The following is a 15,540-nucleotide window of genomic DNA, read 5'->3' on the forward strand; positions in this document are numbered from 1 at the left end:
TACCCCGCCGAATTTATTTTCTCTTATTAGGCTAAATTTTTATTAATTGTCGAATACAACAATTATATTGTCAGTCGAACCCCTTATAATTGAGTTTGCAAATATAGAGGAAATTACTTTTCTTTAGAAACTAATCATAAAAAAATACGCCTCACCTGTTCAAATAGTTAAAGGATGTCAGAAAAGAAGAAGTTTAATGTTGAGTATGAAGTAAAATCATCTCCTAAGATATTATTTGGTTTTTTGAACGAGCCCAATGGTTTAGCTCAATGGTTTGCTGATGATGTGACGTACCGCGACCAGGTGTATACTTTTACTTGGGACGGGGAGGAGCAGAAAGCCAAATTGCTGTCCATCAAGGAAAATAAGCTGGTTAAATTCAAATGGCTGGACGATGAACCTCATTGTTATTTTGAGATGGAGATTGTTCAGGACGAGCTTACGAATGATGTAGCCCTCTCAGTTACCGACTTCGCTACGGATGATACTGTTCAGGACCGGAGACTAATCTGGGATAATCAGATCCAATACCTGATTAGCGTTTTAGGTGCATAGGGTGTAAAATTTCCTTATTTTTGCTTAATGACTTTCCGCCGGTGCCAAAGCATCCGGTGGGTCTGCATCCTGCATATACGGGATTGAAAAGCAAAACTAATTTGATGAAAAAGATACACCTTTTAGTGTTACAGGCCTTTATCAGGCCTTTCATCATTACGTTTTTCATCGTGATGTTCATTTTGCTGATGTTATTTTTATTTAAATACATCGACGATCTGATTGGAAAAGGATTCGAATGGCACGTGATCCTGCAGCTTCTGATGTTTGCTTCCGCCACTAACGTGGCAATGGCCCTCCCTCTGGCAATTCTCCTTTCTTCTATTATGACATTCGGCAGCCTGGGCGAAAACTACGAGCTTGTAGCTATTAAGTCGGCCGGAATATCCCTGCAAAAGGCCATGTTGCCGCTAATAATTACCGTTGGAATCCTGGGCATAGGAGCCTTCTTCTTTTCTGATTACATGCTCCCGAAAGCGAATTTGAAAATGGGCTCGCTCCTTTATGATGTCAGAAATCAAAAGGCTGCATTCCTGATCAAAGAGGGTATCTTCAATAACAGTATTCCCGGATATGCTATCCGAGTTAAAAGGAAAGATGCGGATCAAACTCTTCACGACGTGCTGATCTATGACCGCAATACCGCAAACGGAAATTTAAATGAATTGATGGCCAAAGAAGGACAGATGTTCATTAGCGATGATAACCAGCTGCTGGTGCTTAAACTTAAGAACGGCAGGCGCTATGAGGAAACACCCAGTACCAGCGGAACCTACAATCCCAGGCAGCGTTTCATGCGGACGGAGTTTAAAGAAACTGAGCAAAAGCTGGATCTTTCCAGTTTCAATCTGAAGCGCACCGATGAGGAACTGTTCAAGTCCAATTATCAGATGATGAGCCTTAAGCAGCTCAAGATGTACCGCGATTCATTTTTGGCCAAGCGGGATAGTAATATCCGTTCAACCTACGCCGACCTGACATTACTGGCCAAAGCCTACCGGACAGATTCTTTAAATCCGAAATCGCCGGTTAAACTTTTAAAGGCTTATAAGGATGTACTCCAACTTATTCCAAATGATAAACGAATGGTGGCCATCCAGGGCGGTAAAGACCAGATAAAGACCATTAAAGATGTTCTGAGCCGTAAAGAATTGTATACTGCCGATAATATAGGCCGGGTCAGGGGCTTTCTGATCGAGCTTAACCGCAAGTTTACACTGGCGGTATCCTGCATGGTGCTGTTCTTTATCGGTGCACCACTCGGCGCGATTATCCGAAAAGGGGGGCTGGGCCTCCCGGTTGTTATGTCTGTACTGTTCTTCCTTGTTTATCATATCATTTCTACTATCGGCGAAAAGTCTGTAAAGGACGGGGCAATAGCTCCTTTTATCGGGATGTGGATAGCTATATTTACTTTGGCACCACTCGGTGCGTTTCTTACGTACAAGGCGACGGTTGATTCGGTATTGTTTGATCTGGATTTTTATAAGAGATGGACGAGGAAGTTGTTTTTGAAGAAGGAAAAGACCGGTTCCGCCTTGCCAATTACTCAATAGCAGCCCCTGGGAACACTGATTAAGATTACTGGTTCCTCTACCAATACGTTGTGTGGAACTGAACATTACTAAATCAGGTTACATCTGCCTGATGGATAATGTAAGTGGCCCCTGGCAGGATGAGGGTTAAATGCCGTTCACGGTGATACTCGTCCAAAATATGCTTCCTATTTGAGGCCCTCCAAGAAACGAATGATACCTTTTGTTTAATATATTTGAGCCTCCCGCCTTAATCATTACCGGAAGTTTACGCAGAGCATAATTTATCTGTGCATCTGTAGTCGAAAAGGCGGACACATTGCCGTTCACCAGGAATGACTGCCAATAGAAACTGCTTTGCCATCTATGAGTGAGGTTAAAACCGAATGATTTTAAAACAGAGGCATTTCCAAGCGATGCGTTAGTAATCCATTTTGGGGTATTAAACCCGTCCTCCAGCCCATCATTGAATGTTTTCTTCTGAAGATTGGCGTAGGTCACATTCCCGTTTAACCTAAATTCATGTGGCAGATTAAATTTCAATCCGGCGCTTCCACCATAGTTATATACCACCGTTTTTGAATTTGTCCACATCCTGTATCTATCTTGTAATTTTCTGTCATTTAAAAAAAACCCGATGGAGTCTGGCAACTGTGTTTTAGGGATATTACCTTCTATCTGACCAACGAACGATGAATACTTATTATAATAAAAGTCAATATCAATTAAAACGGTTTTCTTTAATAATAATCCACGATAACCCCATTCAAAAGATCGCAGCTTTTCAGGTTGCAGGTAGGTGTAATTATTCTTTTGTAATAAAGGCTGATTTTTCTTAATTGCCGCATCCCTTGAAAGACCTGAACTATTTACATCCTTAAGCACCGCAGCCTGAAAAGCATCAATGGAGGTCCTCAGGTACGATTTCTCAAATATCCCGTTCGACATTAAGCGTAAGCCCCCAACCCGTTTAACTCCTCCACTATTCACATTGGAAAACGCTTCGAAAACACTGGGGAAACGAAAACCGTTCTGAAAGGAGGCCCGAAGACTATGTATCTGGTTTATTGTGTATACTCCAGTAATTCGTGGGTTTACTTTTATGTCGAAATAATCATTTTTATCCGCTCTTAAAGTAGCTCCAACTTTAAGTTTTTCATCAAACATGACTTTTGTTGCCTGCAAAAATCCACCCGTCTTAGAATATAAAATATTGTCTGCTTCGTTTCCTTTTTCAGGATTTATGAAGTAATTGCCATCGGGAAAAATACTGTACGTCCGGTGATCAAATCCCATTTGTAAGTTAACATTCCAATTATTCAGTAATTCGGCTGAGAGGAGTTTATTTATATCCACTTGACCTTCCATATGATATAAGGCGGCTTTTACCCTTAGGGCTGCCCCAATGTCCCAATTATTAATGTCTTGAAGCTCTTGTAATTTAGTTTGAAAGGCAGTTGTTCCTGATTGGAGTCTTCCTTTATCAGCAGATTCTCTTGCGTTTCCCAGAGATTGTACTACCGTTTGCTGCAGTCCAAGGGATTGATTAAATGCAGAAGTGAAATCGCTGAACCATGTATCATCATTTTTAAAACTCCTGTCAAGGTTTTCGGCCATAGACCTTAGATTGTAAGATTTGCCCGTATTTTCAGATGTCTGGTAGGCGCGAAACTGTAAGATCGGACTATTGAAATTTATACTGTGCTGCCCTAAATAATAATCCTGAAGCCTGAAACGATTTGAACGCTGATAAACATTATCCAATCTGGCAAAACGGAAGGTATAAGAAATTTGTGTGGAAGATCCGGGCTTGTAATGAACCGACGCATCCGATTTAAGGTTCTGTAATCCGTAATCTACCACATCCTTTTCATTATAGCCCGTTCGTGCGACGACATAATTTTTCCCGTTCAAACTTAATGTTCGCCTATTCGAGGATTCATTGCCGTAACTGTTAACAGGATCATAAGCCGGATTATTAACACCAGTTAACCCGGCTGAAAGATTAATGTTAGGGCTAAGATCGCTTTGATCGTGAGCAACAAAATCGTTCCCTTTGATAAAGCTGCTATTGATTTTAAAAGCCCATTTAGTGGATATTTGATGGGCAAAACGGAATGCGGTCTCCGTAAAAAGCCTTTGATCATTTATTCCAGCCTTCTGCTGAAAACTAACACCCTTAAATTCAAAAGGGTTTTTTGTTTGAAAGTTAGCTAATCCGTTTATCGCATTCATCCCAAATAACGCTGAAGCCGTTCCGGGAATGATTTCAACGCTTTGTAGATCTAAATCATTGGGTCCGATCGCGTTTCCAATAGGGGCACCAATATGAGGAGCCTGATTATCCACTCCATCTACTAACTGTACAAACCTGACGTTTGTTGGATTAGCAAAACCCCGCGTATTAATAACCTTAAATCCGAGGCTTGCGGTTATCATTTGTACTCCCTTGACATTGGCAATTGCGTCAAAGAAAGATGGGGAACCACTCATTAACATTTCCCTGCCAGATACCTTTTCTATACTTACAGGTGATTTCAATAGGCTTTCGGGAACTCTCGAAGCTGTAATTATGATCTGATTTAAGGTCTGAGTTTTTAAAGAATCCTTCGATAAAGTTGATTTGGAATCTCTTTGGGCCAAACAATTGTTTGATATACTAAATGCTACCAATAAAAGAACTTTGATCCGGAACATCGTTATATTTCATTGTGCATACTTTCGAGCTCCATCCATAATGATTCCTGTAATTTAATCTCCTGCGGATTTTTCATAGGATGAAGATAAGATTTTAGTATCAGGGAAATAATACACCCAAACTATTTCCGTAAATTCGCAACAATTTTAGCGGAGGTAAATTGCTCCGCTTTTTACACCCCAGATATGTTTAACACGATTGAAGAAGCGATAAGCGATATAAAAACCGGCAAAGTTATCATTGTTGTAGATGATGAAGATCGCGAGAACGAGGGAGATTTTCTGACTGCGGCTTCTAATGCAACGCCGGAAGTCATCAATTTCATGGCTACACACGGGCGCGGTTTAATATGTGCGCCTCTTACGGAAGAGCGTTGCCAGGAATTGCGATTGGATCTGATGGTTGGAAATAATACAGCCGTATTTGAGACTAACTTTACGGTATCGGTGGATTTGATCGGCCATGGCTGTACTACCGGGATATCGGCTTCCGACCGATCGAAAACGGTTCAGGCGCTTATTGATCCCTCTACAAATCCGGATGAGTTAGGACGCCCCGGACATATTTTCCCGCTTATTGCGAAAAAAGGCGGGGTATTGCGCCGTGCAGGGCATACCGAAGCGGCTGTAGATCTGGCGGAAATGGCTGGTTTCGCTCCGGCCGGACTGCTTGTTGAAATATTAAACGAGGATGGGGAAATGGCACGTCTTCCCGACCTCCTGATCATCGCGAAACAGTTCAATCTTAAAATTATTTGCATAAAAGACCTGATCTCCTACAGGCTAAAAACGGAGTCCTTAATTAAGAAGGAAGTTTCTGTTAAATTGCCTACCCAGTGGGGCGATTTTGAAATGGTCGCATATACCCAGCTGAACTCCGGTGAGCAACACCTTGCCCTTGTGAAGGGGAGCTGGGAAGCGGATGAACCTGTGCTGGTTCGGGTGCATAGCTCATGTATAACGGGCGATATATTTGGCTCATGCCGATGCGATTGCGGGCCTCAGCTTCATAAAGCCATGGAAATGATTGAGCAGGAAGGCAAAGGAGTGGTGATCTATATGAACCAGGAGGGAAGGGGCATTGGTCTGATTAATAAATTACATGCTTATAACCTGCAGGAAAACGGTGTTGACACGGTTGATGCGAATCTCCAGTTAGGCTTCCAGATGGATCAGCGGGATTATGGGATAGGTGCTCAAATACTACGTAGTCTGGGTATCAAAAAGATGAAATTAATGTCGAACAACCCTACTAAACGTTCAGGGCTGATTGGTTACGGACTCGAAGTAGTGTCGAATGTGCCGATAGAAATTGAGTCTAACGAACATAATGAGCTGTATCTAAAAACCAAACGCGATAAGATGGGGCATACCATCATGAAAAACAGCTAGATTATTTCTTCTTCGGCTGTATTTTTTCTTCAGGTTTTATAGCTTCGGTAATCAAAGGGACTGATTCTTCTTTAGGCTTTTCTTCCCTTCTGCTTTTGCCGCGCAGGAATCCCAGCAGCTCATTGAGGTCGTCGAAATCTTTTCTGTATACCAGTCCGATCGCGCTTACATATTCGCTGGCATTATTCGTTATATTCAGGAAGTTCCTGTTGTTTAATTTATTCGATGCCCGCAAAACAAGGCTTCCATCTTTTCTGATCAGGTAAAGCGCTTCAACATCCCGGGCCACAGAGGAATTTCCAAGTATATTAAAATCGGAGAAAGCATCATCCTTGATATTCCGGTCGGTAACTCCGCCCGTTAAAATGAGTCGGTCGTTCAGAAAGCGGAATGTCGCACTCGCATCATTAAACGAACGGATATTGAAATCTACGGTATTAAGATTGAGAGATTGGGTAATAATGGTATTCAATTGATTGAACACAAGCTCCGTTCCGGCCTCAATAAGGGTAGAGGTAGCAGCTTCACGCAAACCGCCTCCAGAACCTTCTGCAAAGGACCTTCTTACTATCAGACTCAAAGCCTGCTGATTCATGTTGTTCACATCGCTCAGGTACGATTGCAGCTCATCTTTAATATAGGCATCTGCAGGGAAGTTCAGATTGAAGGATATTGCAGGGGTTAACAGCGGTCCGCTCAAATCCATGACAGCTTCTACGGGAACGCGCTGTTCGAGCGGCGGCCTTCCTGCGGCAATATAAAGAGGACGCAAACTTGCCCGTACTTCATAAACAGCACTTAAATTGATGGCTGCCTCTACCGGGTTTCCTGTCCAGCGTATGGAACCACCTCCATTAATTTTAAATATTTTGTTGATGAAATCCTGGGCAGTGAAAGCAAACTTTCCGCTTGAAATCAGGTAGGCACCAAACATTTCGAAGTCGCCAAGACTGGTAATGTTTAGCCTCAGGTTTTCAGATTTGCCTCTTCCGGTAAGTTTACCGAGTTCGGTGAAAATATTGACTTCACTTTCTTCATCAACTTGTAGGGATAGGGTCATGACGAGACCTTTAAAAGAAGTGACCTTAGGTTTGTTTAGGGATGAATCCTTTGCCACAAATGTGATAAAATCATTTTTGCTAACGATAGCCGATGAGTTTAGCGGAATATTAAAAACTGTGCCTGACTCCGTCTTCGCATCGATGTTAATCCGCATATCATTGGTTGGTCCGGTAAAGCTGAAGACCCCTGTTCCAAAAGCCGTTCCATAATACAATGGATTGTCCTTGGCTGTGGTATTCAATGCCATAAACGGATCGTTGGCTACAATGTTGATCTGGATATCCGGGTTCAGTGGATTGGCCATATTAACTGTACCATTCACAAGGGCTTCAGTATTATTAATGTCGCGTAATTTGAAGCCGTTTAGTTGTATGACACTATTTTCAACCTTAAACTCATCTGTTATCCGGTATGGCGTCTTCAGGTAGTTAACCGTCATACCGGCATCGTTAAACGAGATAGTACCGTCTATGCGGGGCTGCGTTATTTTGCCCGTAACCTCCAGGTTGGCGGAAACTTTGCCGTTCATGTTTGTCACCAGGGTTTTCAGGAAGGGCTGAAAGATGACAACCTCATTGTTGCTCATCATCACGTTCATGTCAAGGCTATTCTGATCGCTGTTGGCATTATATGTGCCGTCGATTTCGAGTGTTTTGGAGCCCTGATTTTCGATGCCGATGGCTACATTAATTAGCCTGGAGGAATTATCGAAGCCCGCATTCAGGTTCATGTCACCGATTAGTACATTATTATAATGTAAGGTGTCGATCTTAATCTCCGCTTCTACATTTGGTTTGCTTAATATACCTGCAAATTTAGCATCCCCGTTAAGTTCACCTCTTAACGAAATCCCTGACGTTTGTGTTAGCGGGTTAAACGTTGTAAGCTTAAATTTGTTGAATCCGATACGAAGTTCATCGACCGGGTTTTTGGAAATAATGCCGTCTACGGTCAGCATCTGGTTGTCACGGAACAGTTCGAAACCCGTGATTTTAGTTCTGCGGAAAAGACTGAATGCGTCGTTTGGACCGCGCCCTTCGTCAAAGCTAAAACTTACCCTTTCCTGGATCTTCCAGACTTCGTTATTGATAATTACATCTGAAGGAAGTACGCTTAGGCGAATCTTTTCGGTCCCTGTTTCTGTGAACTCAACAAGGGAGTTCAAATCCAGCTGATTCATTGCATTTTTATCTGATAGCTTAATATTCAGATTCAGGCTGTCATTCCTGAGGATATTCGCCATGTTGACATTTTTGATATACAAGCTATCAGTAATATCGATCCTGTCGGATGTGATAAAAATGTTCATCGCATCAGCCGAGGTGCTTTCATCAATGATCAGGTTGTTGACTTTAATTTTATTGAATTGAATAAGCTTGGCAAAGCCATTCAGAGTAGCAATGTTTTCTGATGAAACGAATTTGCCGTTAAAATTAGCCCCGTCGGGGATCTTAAGCTCTGGCATGAGGAGCATGCTTAGTGGTTCAAAGTATTTTATCTTGAGGCTGAACTCAAAATTTTGCTTGCCTGGCTTGAGGTATTTCAGTCTTAAGGAAGGAATATATTGATTTGCCACCGACTTAAAGTAATCGGGTAAAGTTTTGAGGTCATATTCACCCTTGATGCCTGCGTCAAGAATATCGGAATTGATCTTTAGTTCCCGGTTTGAGCCGATGCCTATAGCGGTAAGATTTAAGGAATCAACAATAAATGAGTTCTCCGTGTTAGTAAGGCGAATGCTGTTCACAGCAAATTCACCCTGGATATTTTCAAGATTGGAGCCTGTAAAGTTTGTCTTCAGGTCAGCATCTATCTGCACGGTATCTTTGGTAAAATTTAATTTATGAAGATTTGCACCGCGAACTGATGCATTGAAATTAAAGATCGGAAGCTGAGGTTTCAGATCGATGCTTCCGTTAAAATCAAGTTGTATATTCCGGTCATTTATTTTAATGAGACCCTGGAAAAGCTTGTTTATAAAGCTGCCATTAATATTGATGTTGCTGTAGCGATAACCGTTATAGTCGAAATATCTGATATCGCCCTTAACACGCTCTTGGAGCATGTTGAAATTAAACCCGCTGCCATTAATATTTGCAGTCAGGGTGGTTCTGCCAAGGTCCTTTCTGTCCAGTAGTTCGCCAAGATTAAAATCATAAGCTTTGACAATGCCATTGTATGTGGGATATCCTTTGCTGTCAATTTTCATGTTCAGGTCAGTAACCAAGCGCCCAAGTTTTGTCTTGATTTCCCCGAAGGCTATGAAATCATTCGTAAAGCCGGTGAAACGTCCTTTAAAACTTATGTTTCCAAATTTCGTGGCTATTGCGGGTATGAGAGATTTTTTAGACCCTGTTGCCCTGGCGATAATAAGGTCGAGATCCCTTTTATTGGTGGTGAACTGATCGACTTTCAGGTCGAGCATTGTGTTTTTGAGGGAAGGAAGTCCTTTTATATTAAAGTCTCCTTTGAGATAGGTTGCCTGTCCGCTCCGTACCGCAAAATTCTTTGCTTTCAGATCATTAATATAACCAGTGGCTTGTCCGTCGAGATCGAGTGTAATATTTGAAAGTGCGAGCTGAGGGGCAAAATATGTAAAATCTGAGCTGTTTAGTTTTGAGTTTTTGAAATTTATTTTCAAATACACTTTGCTGATAAAACTGCCAAAATCTTTGAAGGTGGCGTATTTGAAAAGGAGATAGTCAGACAATCTTGTTGTAGGTGTTTCCAGCAACAGATCCTTAAACTCCATCTGGTTGGTATCTATAGTTGCATTAGTAGTCAGGTTTTTTAGATAAAAGCCGCTTTTTTCACGGAGTGTGAGGTTGCGGAAGCCTGCCTTTACCAAATGGTTTTTGGTATCGAGATTAAGAATAGTTGTGCTGAGATTTCGGAGATCAATGTCGTTGAAATTTACACCTTTTACCGGGGTGGTATTATTAAAGTTTTGGTATTTAAAGGCAATATTGTTGAGCACTATCTTGTCGATAGTTACGTCATAAGGTTTACGGGGTTTGCGGATCGGAGTTGGGTCACCCGTATCAAAGTAATTGATAATAAACTCTACGTTAGTAGCAGAATCGCGGTACTGTTTCAGATGAAACTTACCATTATCCATTTGTATAGTATTAACAGAAACTTTCCTCAGTTCGCGTGAAAAGAGGTTCAGATCAACCGTTAGTCGCGGAGAAAATAATAGGGTATCCTGTTCTCTGTCTTCAATATACAGGCTATCGAGTACCAGAGATTTAAAAGGCTTAAAATATAAACTTCCTACTTCTACCCTGGTCTGCAGTTTTTCCGACAAATATTTGGCGGCCTTTTTAGCAACAAATGTTTGAACCGTTTTGAACTGAAGCGAGAATATAAAGACGGCCACCAGCAACAATAGACTTGCGAGTATCCAGAGCGTTATTTTTAGTGCTTTTTTGATACTTTTGTATTTTAGTCAGATAACATCTAATAAACTATATAGTTTTGGCAACAATCCTGGGCATTGAATCTTCCTGCGATGATACATCGGCATCAATTTGTATTGATGGCCGTATTGCATCAAATATAATTGCTAATCAGCTTGTCCACCAAAATTATGGAGGAGTAGTGCCTGAACTTGCATCGCGGGTTCACCAGCAAAATATAGTTCCCACAGTTCAGGAAGCGATATCCATAGCAAAAATACACAAAAATGACATTGATGCCGTAGCTTTTACACGCGGACCTGGTTTATTAGGTTCTTTAATAGTAGGAACGTCATTTGCCAAGGCTTTCGCATTAGCCAGTAAAATTCCTTTGATAGAAGTAAATCATATGCAAGCGCATATCCTCGCTCACTTCATTGATGAAAAGCCACAATTTCCTTTCTTGTGCCTTACTGTCTCGGGTGGTCATACGCAAATTGTGCTTGTGAGGGATCATTTTGATATGGAGATTGTTGGTGAAACTACCGATGATGCAGCTGGGGAGGCTTTCGATAAGACTGCAAAAATACTGGGGCTGCCATATCCTGGTGGGCCGCTCGTCGACAAACTTGCCAGAGAAGGCAATCCGAATGCCTTTAAATTTCCGGAGCCGCAGATTCCCGGCCTCGACTTTAGCTTTAGTGGATTGAAAACTTCTATTATGTATTTTGTCAGAGACAGAGTGAAGGCTGATCCGGATTTTCTAACAAACAACCTGAACGATATCTGTGCCTCCGTACAAAGCCGGATCGTGTCTATTCTGCTCAATAAATTAAAAAAAGCTGCTCTGGAATATAATATCAGCAGGATTGCAATAGCTGGTGGAGTTTCTGCTAACTCGGGTTTGAGAACCGGGCTTAAAGATACCGCTTCTGAACTGGGCTGGGAGGTTTTCATTCCCCAATTTCAGTACTGTACCGACAATGCTGGTATGATAGCGATCGCCGGATATTTCAAATACCTGAAACAGGATTTCGTCGGTCAGGATGTTGCCCCGCAGGCCCGCATGCATTTTTAATTTTAATATCTTTACGCGATTACAGACCAAGCCTTTAAATTATGCTGAGCACTCCAAGTATTATCTTCTTTGTAATTTTCCTGGTTCCTCTTGTAGGTTTTCTTGTGTGGCTAATGAAAGAAGATAAGCGCAAAGGAAAAATCGGACTAACGGTGTTAGGTTTTATGGTCATCGCAGGTATCATGTTCATGTACCTTATGACCCGGGGAGAGTAATCTATTATTTTCTAAATGCTGCCTTTCAGCTGCTTAGCTTCTGCTCAATTCTATTTCGGATTTTTTTAGACAATTTTTAAAAACTTCTGCCGGGATGATTTTCACTTTGGCAGGGTATTGGTTATTTATTTAACAGTATACAATCGACTTCGTGATTTTTTGGATGGCAAAACAAACACTCCGGGATCAGGATAGTTATATCACTAAATAAACTAAATTGTAAACAGATGGAAGACAACAAGAATTCGAAAATAGCATTTGCCATTTTAGCTGGTGTTGCTGCAGGAGCTGCAACCTGGTATTTTATGAGTACGGAAAATGGAAAACATAACTGGGTTACTTTGATCAACACAGTGAAAGATATTACTGATAAGTTAATTGAAAGCGGATCGGATGGCGGATCATTTTTAGCATCGGCTGGCAAAGAGGCTTCTGAATACATTGGAAATCGGGCGAGTGGCTTAATGGAAGATGTGAAGAAATATTCTTAGAAAAAGGGGGAAGCTGGCCCGTACGGCCAGCTTCCCCCTTTTTCTCCCCTTTCCTAAAAAGAAATTGTCATTCCCGCGAAAGTGGGAACTTCCTATGATTTCCATTTCGTAGTTGAACTGAACGTTACGAAAGCGGGAACTGCCTATGATTTCTAACTGACATTCGAAACTATCCTATTTACAATATTTGGGGAGGTTCTGGCGTTCGCCCAGAATGACAAGGCTTTTTTTTAGGAATAGAGGAGATCCTGACATTCGTCAGGATTGAAGTGCATTAAGCAACCTCCGTTTTTTAAATAAAAACCATCTTGATATTGCTTATTGACAAAATTAAATGCAACTTATTGCAGAATTTAATTTTACGGTCAATGAAGCATCTCAAATCAATTTCTTTCCTTTTCTTCCTTTTAGCAGGAATGCATGAAAGCTTTGCTCAGCCCGCAGAGCAGCTTGTAAAAATTATTGTAGCTCCGGATCAAACTGACTGGACTTATCGCACGGGGGAAAAGGTGAAATTTAATGTTAGTGTAATTCAGTATGGTAACCTGCTGCGAAACGCAAAAGTTAAATACGAGTTTGGTCCTGAAAGGATGACACCTGCAAAAAGTGATTCACTTGTAGCAAGCGATGGAAGATTTACGATAGACGGCGGTAGCATGAATACGCCGGGGTTTCTACGATGTGTAGTCACAGCCGAGGTTGATGGGAAACGATACAGAGGCTTATCGACCGTGGGATTTGATCCCGAATTAATAAAGCCGGCTGGCAATGTTCCTTCTGATTTCATGCAGTTCTGGGATAAAGCGAAAGCGGACCTTGCCAAAGTTCCTATGGATGTACGGATGACCCTGCTTCCTGAACGCTCTACAGAAAATGTTAACGTATATCACATAAACTTACAGAATTTCAGGGCTGGTGCCAGGCTTTATGGAATTCTTTGCGTTCCCAAAAAAGAAGGCAAGTACCCTGCGCTGCTCCGGGTGCCTGGCGCAGGAATAAGGCCTTATAATGGCGATATTGCAACAGCAGAAAAAGGTGTCATCACTCTTGAAATTGGTATTCATGGTATTCCTGTAAATATGGATCTTAGTCAGTATGCAAACCTGGCGGGCGGCGCATTATCCGGTTACCAGACTTTCAATCTCGATGATCCTGAACGGTTTTATTATAAGCGGGTGTATATGGGCTGCGTGCGGGCCAACGACTTTCTGACCAGCCTGTCACAATATGACGGAGTTAATCTCGGCGTTACAGGCGGCAGCCAGGGGGGAGCATTGTCAATTGTTACTGCAGCATTAGATCCGAGGGTGAAGTTTCTCGGGGCATATTACCCTGCATTGAGCGACTTGACCGGATTTACGATAGGCAGGGCAGGAGGCTGGCCACATATGTTCAATAAGGATAATGTCACTGCAATAAGTATAAAAGATAAGATTAGTACAAGCGGATATTACGATGTTGTAAACTTCGCCAGGCTGGTAAAAGTTCCAGGAATGTATAGCTGGGGTTTTAATGATGAAACCTGTCCGCCAACTTCTATGCATGCGGCTTACAATGTTATTACTGCTCCCAAGACTTTACGGCTTTATTTAGAGACGGGCCATTGGCAGTTTCCGGAGCAGAGGGAAGGGATGGAAGGGTGGTTGCAGGCGCAGTTGGGGTTATGAGGTAGGTCGGAGGTCTGAGGTCTGAAGTCTGAATGAGAGTGTAAAACAAACTGTGTCACGAGTTAGAATATTAACTTGGTAACACAGTTTATAATGAAGAAAGAAGAACCGCTCGAGTATGAGCAAATGAAACAGAAGGCCCTTGAGCAACTCCGTTCGGGCAAATCACTTTATGGTAAGGATGGTGCATTTGCACCTTTGTTGAAGAGTTTCCTGGATGCTGCGTTAGAAGCAGAGATGGAGACTCATTTGGATGAAGTTGAGCGCAGCACAGGCAATCGCAGGAATGGCAAAACAAGCAAAGATATTCGTACCTCTTCGGGCACCATTTCGGTGGAGACGCCACGGGATCGTACTTCCAGCTTTGAACCTGAACTGATCCGCAAGCGGGAGACTATACTGGCAGAAAGCCTTGAAAATAAGATTCTGGGGATGTATGGTCTGGGAATGAGCCTGCGCGATATTTCTAAGCACATCAAGGACATGTACGATACCGATATCAGTCATGCCACCTTATCTACTATTACAGACAAGATCATACCGGAAGTTAAAGAATGGCAATCGCGGCCATTGGAGGAGCTGTATACGATTGTATGGCTGGATGCAATGCATTACAAAGTGAAAGAAGACCACCGAATGGTTTCCCACGCCGTTTACAATATCCTGGGCATAGATCGTCATGGACGTAATTGCGGGTCGTGATCCATTCGTCCTTCCCCGTAAATTTAACTATGAAGAAAAACCAGCAGGCAGGCAAAAAGGAAATGCCCAGGTATTCCAGATTAATCCAGAAAAGCATCTCCCGCAAGTTGGTAGTTGCTAATTCAAATCCATAACTTAGCGCCCAGACAGCGATAGCGAGCACCATAAATCCGAACCAGCGTACAACAACCTCATATCTTCGGAAGATATTAATGCAAAGCAGCAGGGTGATGAGGCCACTTGCAAGAAGTATTGTCGAGTAGATATTAGGGATAAACGTCATTATAGATAATATCTTAAACCTGCTAAACTTATAGATTACAGGTAGATTGGCCGCAGGGATGCCAGCTCCTAAGAACATTACTAATATATAGAATGAATTCAAATAAGATTAAAAATATAATCTTCGACTACGGGAATGTGATTTTTCGGATTGATTTCAAACGGACCCAGCATAGCTTTACCGAGCTTGGGATTAAAAACGTAGAACGCTTCTTTGCACATACCGCCCACAACCTGCTCTTCGACAACTTCGAGATGGGCCTGATCAGCTCCGATGAGTTCAGGGACGGGATACGGCGGATCACCGAGCGGCCCAATTTAACTAACGAGCAAATTGACAATGCCTGGAATACGCTTTTGATCGGTGTCCCGGATGGCACGCACGATGTGCTGCTCCTGGCGAAGAAAAAATACCGCACATTCCTGTTGAGCAACAATAACGAGATTCATTACAAGTGGATCATGG

At 42.2% G+C, this 15,540-nt stretch carries 10 protein-coding genes and 2 pseudogenes; 9 read left to right on the forward strand and 3 right to left on the reverse strand.

All coding sequences use genetic code 11. From position 1 onward, the window contains the following. Positions 1 to 174: 174 nt before the first annotated feature. Both ACLL8Z_RS00005 and ACLL8Z_RS00010 read left to right on the forward strand, forming a co-directional pair. On the forward strand, positions 175 to 555 hold the full coding sequence (locus tag ACLL8Z_RS00005; protein WP_411272687.1) for an START-like domain-containing protein: 381 nt from the start codon (positions 175 to 177) through the stop codon (positions 553 to 555). A 104-nt stretch (positions 556 to 659) separates the two neighbouring features. Further along, positions 660 to 2,111: an LptF/LptG family permease gene (locus ACLL8Z_RS00010; RefSeq protein ID WP_411272688.1), complete on the forward strand. Its 1,452-nt coding sequence runs from the start codon at positions 660 to 662 to the stop codon at positions 2,109 to 2,111. Positions 2,112 to 2,237: 126 nt separating this feature from the next. Here the strand turns inward: ACLL8Z_RS00010 and ACLL8Z_RS00015 are convergent, their stop codons facing one another. Continuing rightward, the gene (locus ACLL8Z_RS00015) at positions 2,238 to 4,733 is read right to left on the reverse strand and encodes a TonB-dependent receptor (RefSeq protein ID WP_411272689.1); all 2,496 of its coding nucleotides are present in this window, start codon (positions 4,731 to 4,733) and stop codon (positions 2,238 to 2,240) included. Positions 4,734 to 4,973: 240 nt separating this feature from the next. Between ACLL8Z_RS00015 and ACLL8Z_RS00020 the strand changes: the two genes are divergently transcribed. After that, a complete protein-coding gene (locus ACLL8Z_RS00020; RefSeq protein ID WP_411272690.1) occupies positions 4,974 to 6,179 on the forward strand; it encodes a bifunctional 3,4-dihydroxy-2-butanone-4-phosphate synthase/GTP cyclohydrolase II in 1,206 nt (401 codons plus the stop codon). 1 nt (position 6,180) lies between these two features. On the opposite strand, the gene ACLL8Z_RS00025 is transcribed toward ACLL8Z_RS00020, so the two are convergent. Beyond that, a complete protein-coding gene (locus ACLL8Z_RS00025) occupies positions 6,181 to 10,548 on the reverse strand; it encodes a translocation/assembly module TamB domain-containing protein (RefSeq protein ID WP_411272691.1) in 4,368 nt (1,455 codons plus the stop codon). 170 nt (positions 10,549 to 10,718) lie between these two features. On the opposite strand from ACLL8Z_RS00025, the gene tsaD reads away from it, so the two are divergent. The 5 genes from tsaD to ACLL8Z_RS00050 all read left to right on the forward strand — a co-directional run bounded on the left by tsaD (position 10,719) and on the right by ACLL8Z_RS00050 (position 14,792). Beyond that, a complete protein-coding gene (gene tsaD, locus ACLL8Z_RS00030) occupies positions 10,719 to 11,717 on the forward strand; it encodes a tRNA (adenosine(37)-N6)-threonylcarbamoyltransferase complex transferase subunit TsaD (RefSeq protein WP_411272692.1) in 999 nt (332 codons plus the stop codon). A gap of 41 nt (positions 11,718 to 11,758) precedes the next feature. Beyond that, positions 11,759 to 11,932 (forward strand): hypothetical protein, encoded by a 174-nt coding sequence (locus tag ACLL8Z_RS00035; RefSeq protein WP_411272693.1) that lies wholly within the window; start codon positions 11,759 to 11,761, stop codon positions 11,930 to 11,932. A 227-nt stretch (positions 11,933 to 12,159) separates the two neighbouring features. Continuing rightward, positions 12,160 to 12,423 (forward strand): YtxH domain-containing protein, encoded by a 264-nt coding sequence (locus ACLL8Z_RS00040; RefSeq protein ID WP_411272694.1) that lies wholly within the window; start codon positions 12,160 to 12,162, stop codon positions 12,421 to 12,423. 368 nt (positions 12,424 to 12,791) lie between these two features. Then, positions 12,792 to 14,090 carry an acetylxylan esterase gene (locus tag ACLL8Z_RS00045; RefSeq protein WP_411272695.1) on the forward strand — a complete coding sequence of 433 codons (1,299 nt, stop codon included), beginning with the start codon at positions 12,792 to 12,794 and terminating at the stop codon, positions 14,088 to 14,090. Positions 14,091 to 14,183: 93 nt separating this feature from the next. After that, complete coding sequence (locus ACLL8Z_RS00050) at positions 14,184 to 14,792, forward strand: transposase (protein ID WP_411272696.1); 609 nt, start codon at positions 14,184 to 14,186, stop codon at positions 14,790 to 14,792. Positions 14,793 to 14,835: 43 nt separating this feature from the next. On the opposite strand, the pseudogene ACLL8Z_RS00055 reads toward ACLL8Z_RS00050, so the two are convergent. Then, positions 14,836 to 15,153 (reverse strand): annotated as a pseudogene (locus ACLL8Z_RS00055) (histidine kinase N-terminal 7TM domain-containing protein); the annotation flags it as partial. Between the two features lie 14 nt (positions 15,154 to 15,167). Here ACLL8Z_RS00055 and ACLL8Z_RS00060 point away from each other — a divergent pair. Then, positions 15,168 to 15,540 (forward strand): annotated as a pseudogene (locus tag ACLL8Z_RS00060) (HAD family phosphatase); the annotation flags it as partial.

Origin of the sequence: Daejeonella sp. (assembly GCF_046590655.1) — a bacterium.
Taxonomy (GTDB): domain Bacteria; phylum Bacteroidota; class Bacteroidia; order Sphingobacteriales; family Sphingobacteriaceae; genus Daejeonella.

Bases quoted from the DNA above. Each gene is read 5' to 3' on its own strand.
- ACLL8Z_RS00045 (WP_411272695.1), top strand. From the start codon at position 12,792: ATGAAGCATCTCAAATCAATTTCTTTCCTTTTCTTCCTTTTAGCAGGA.
- ACLL8Z_RS00050 (WP_411272696.1), top strand. From the start codon at position 14,184: ATGAAGAAAGAAGAACCGCTCGAGTATGAGCAAATGAAACAGAAGGCC.
- ACLL8Z_RS00005 (WP_411272687.1), top strand. From the start codon at position 175: ATGTCAGAAAAGAAGAAGTTTAATGTTGAGTATGAAGTAAAATCATCT.
- ACLL8Z_RS00035 (WP_411272693.1), top strand. From the start codon at position 11,759: ATGCTGAGCACTCCAAGTATTATCTTCTTTGTAATTTTCCTGGTTCCT.
- ACLL8Z_RS00040 (WP_411272694.1), top strand. From the start codon at position 12,160: ATGGAAGACAACAAGAATTCGAAAATAGCATTTGCCATTTTAGCTGGT.
- ACLL8Z_RS00010 (WP_411272688.1), top strand. From the start codon at position 660: ATGAAAAAGATACACCTTTTAGTGTTACAGGCCTTTATCAGGCCTTTC.
- ACLL8Z_RS00020 (WP_411272690.1), top strand. From the start codon at position 4,974: ATGTTTAACACGATTGAAGAAGCGATAAGCGATATAAAAACCGGCAAA.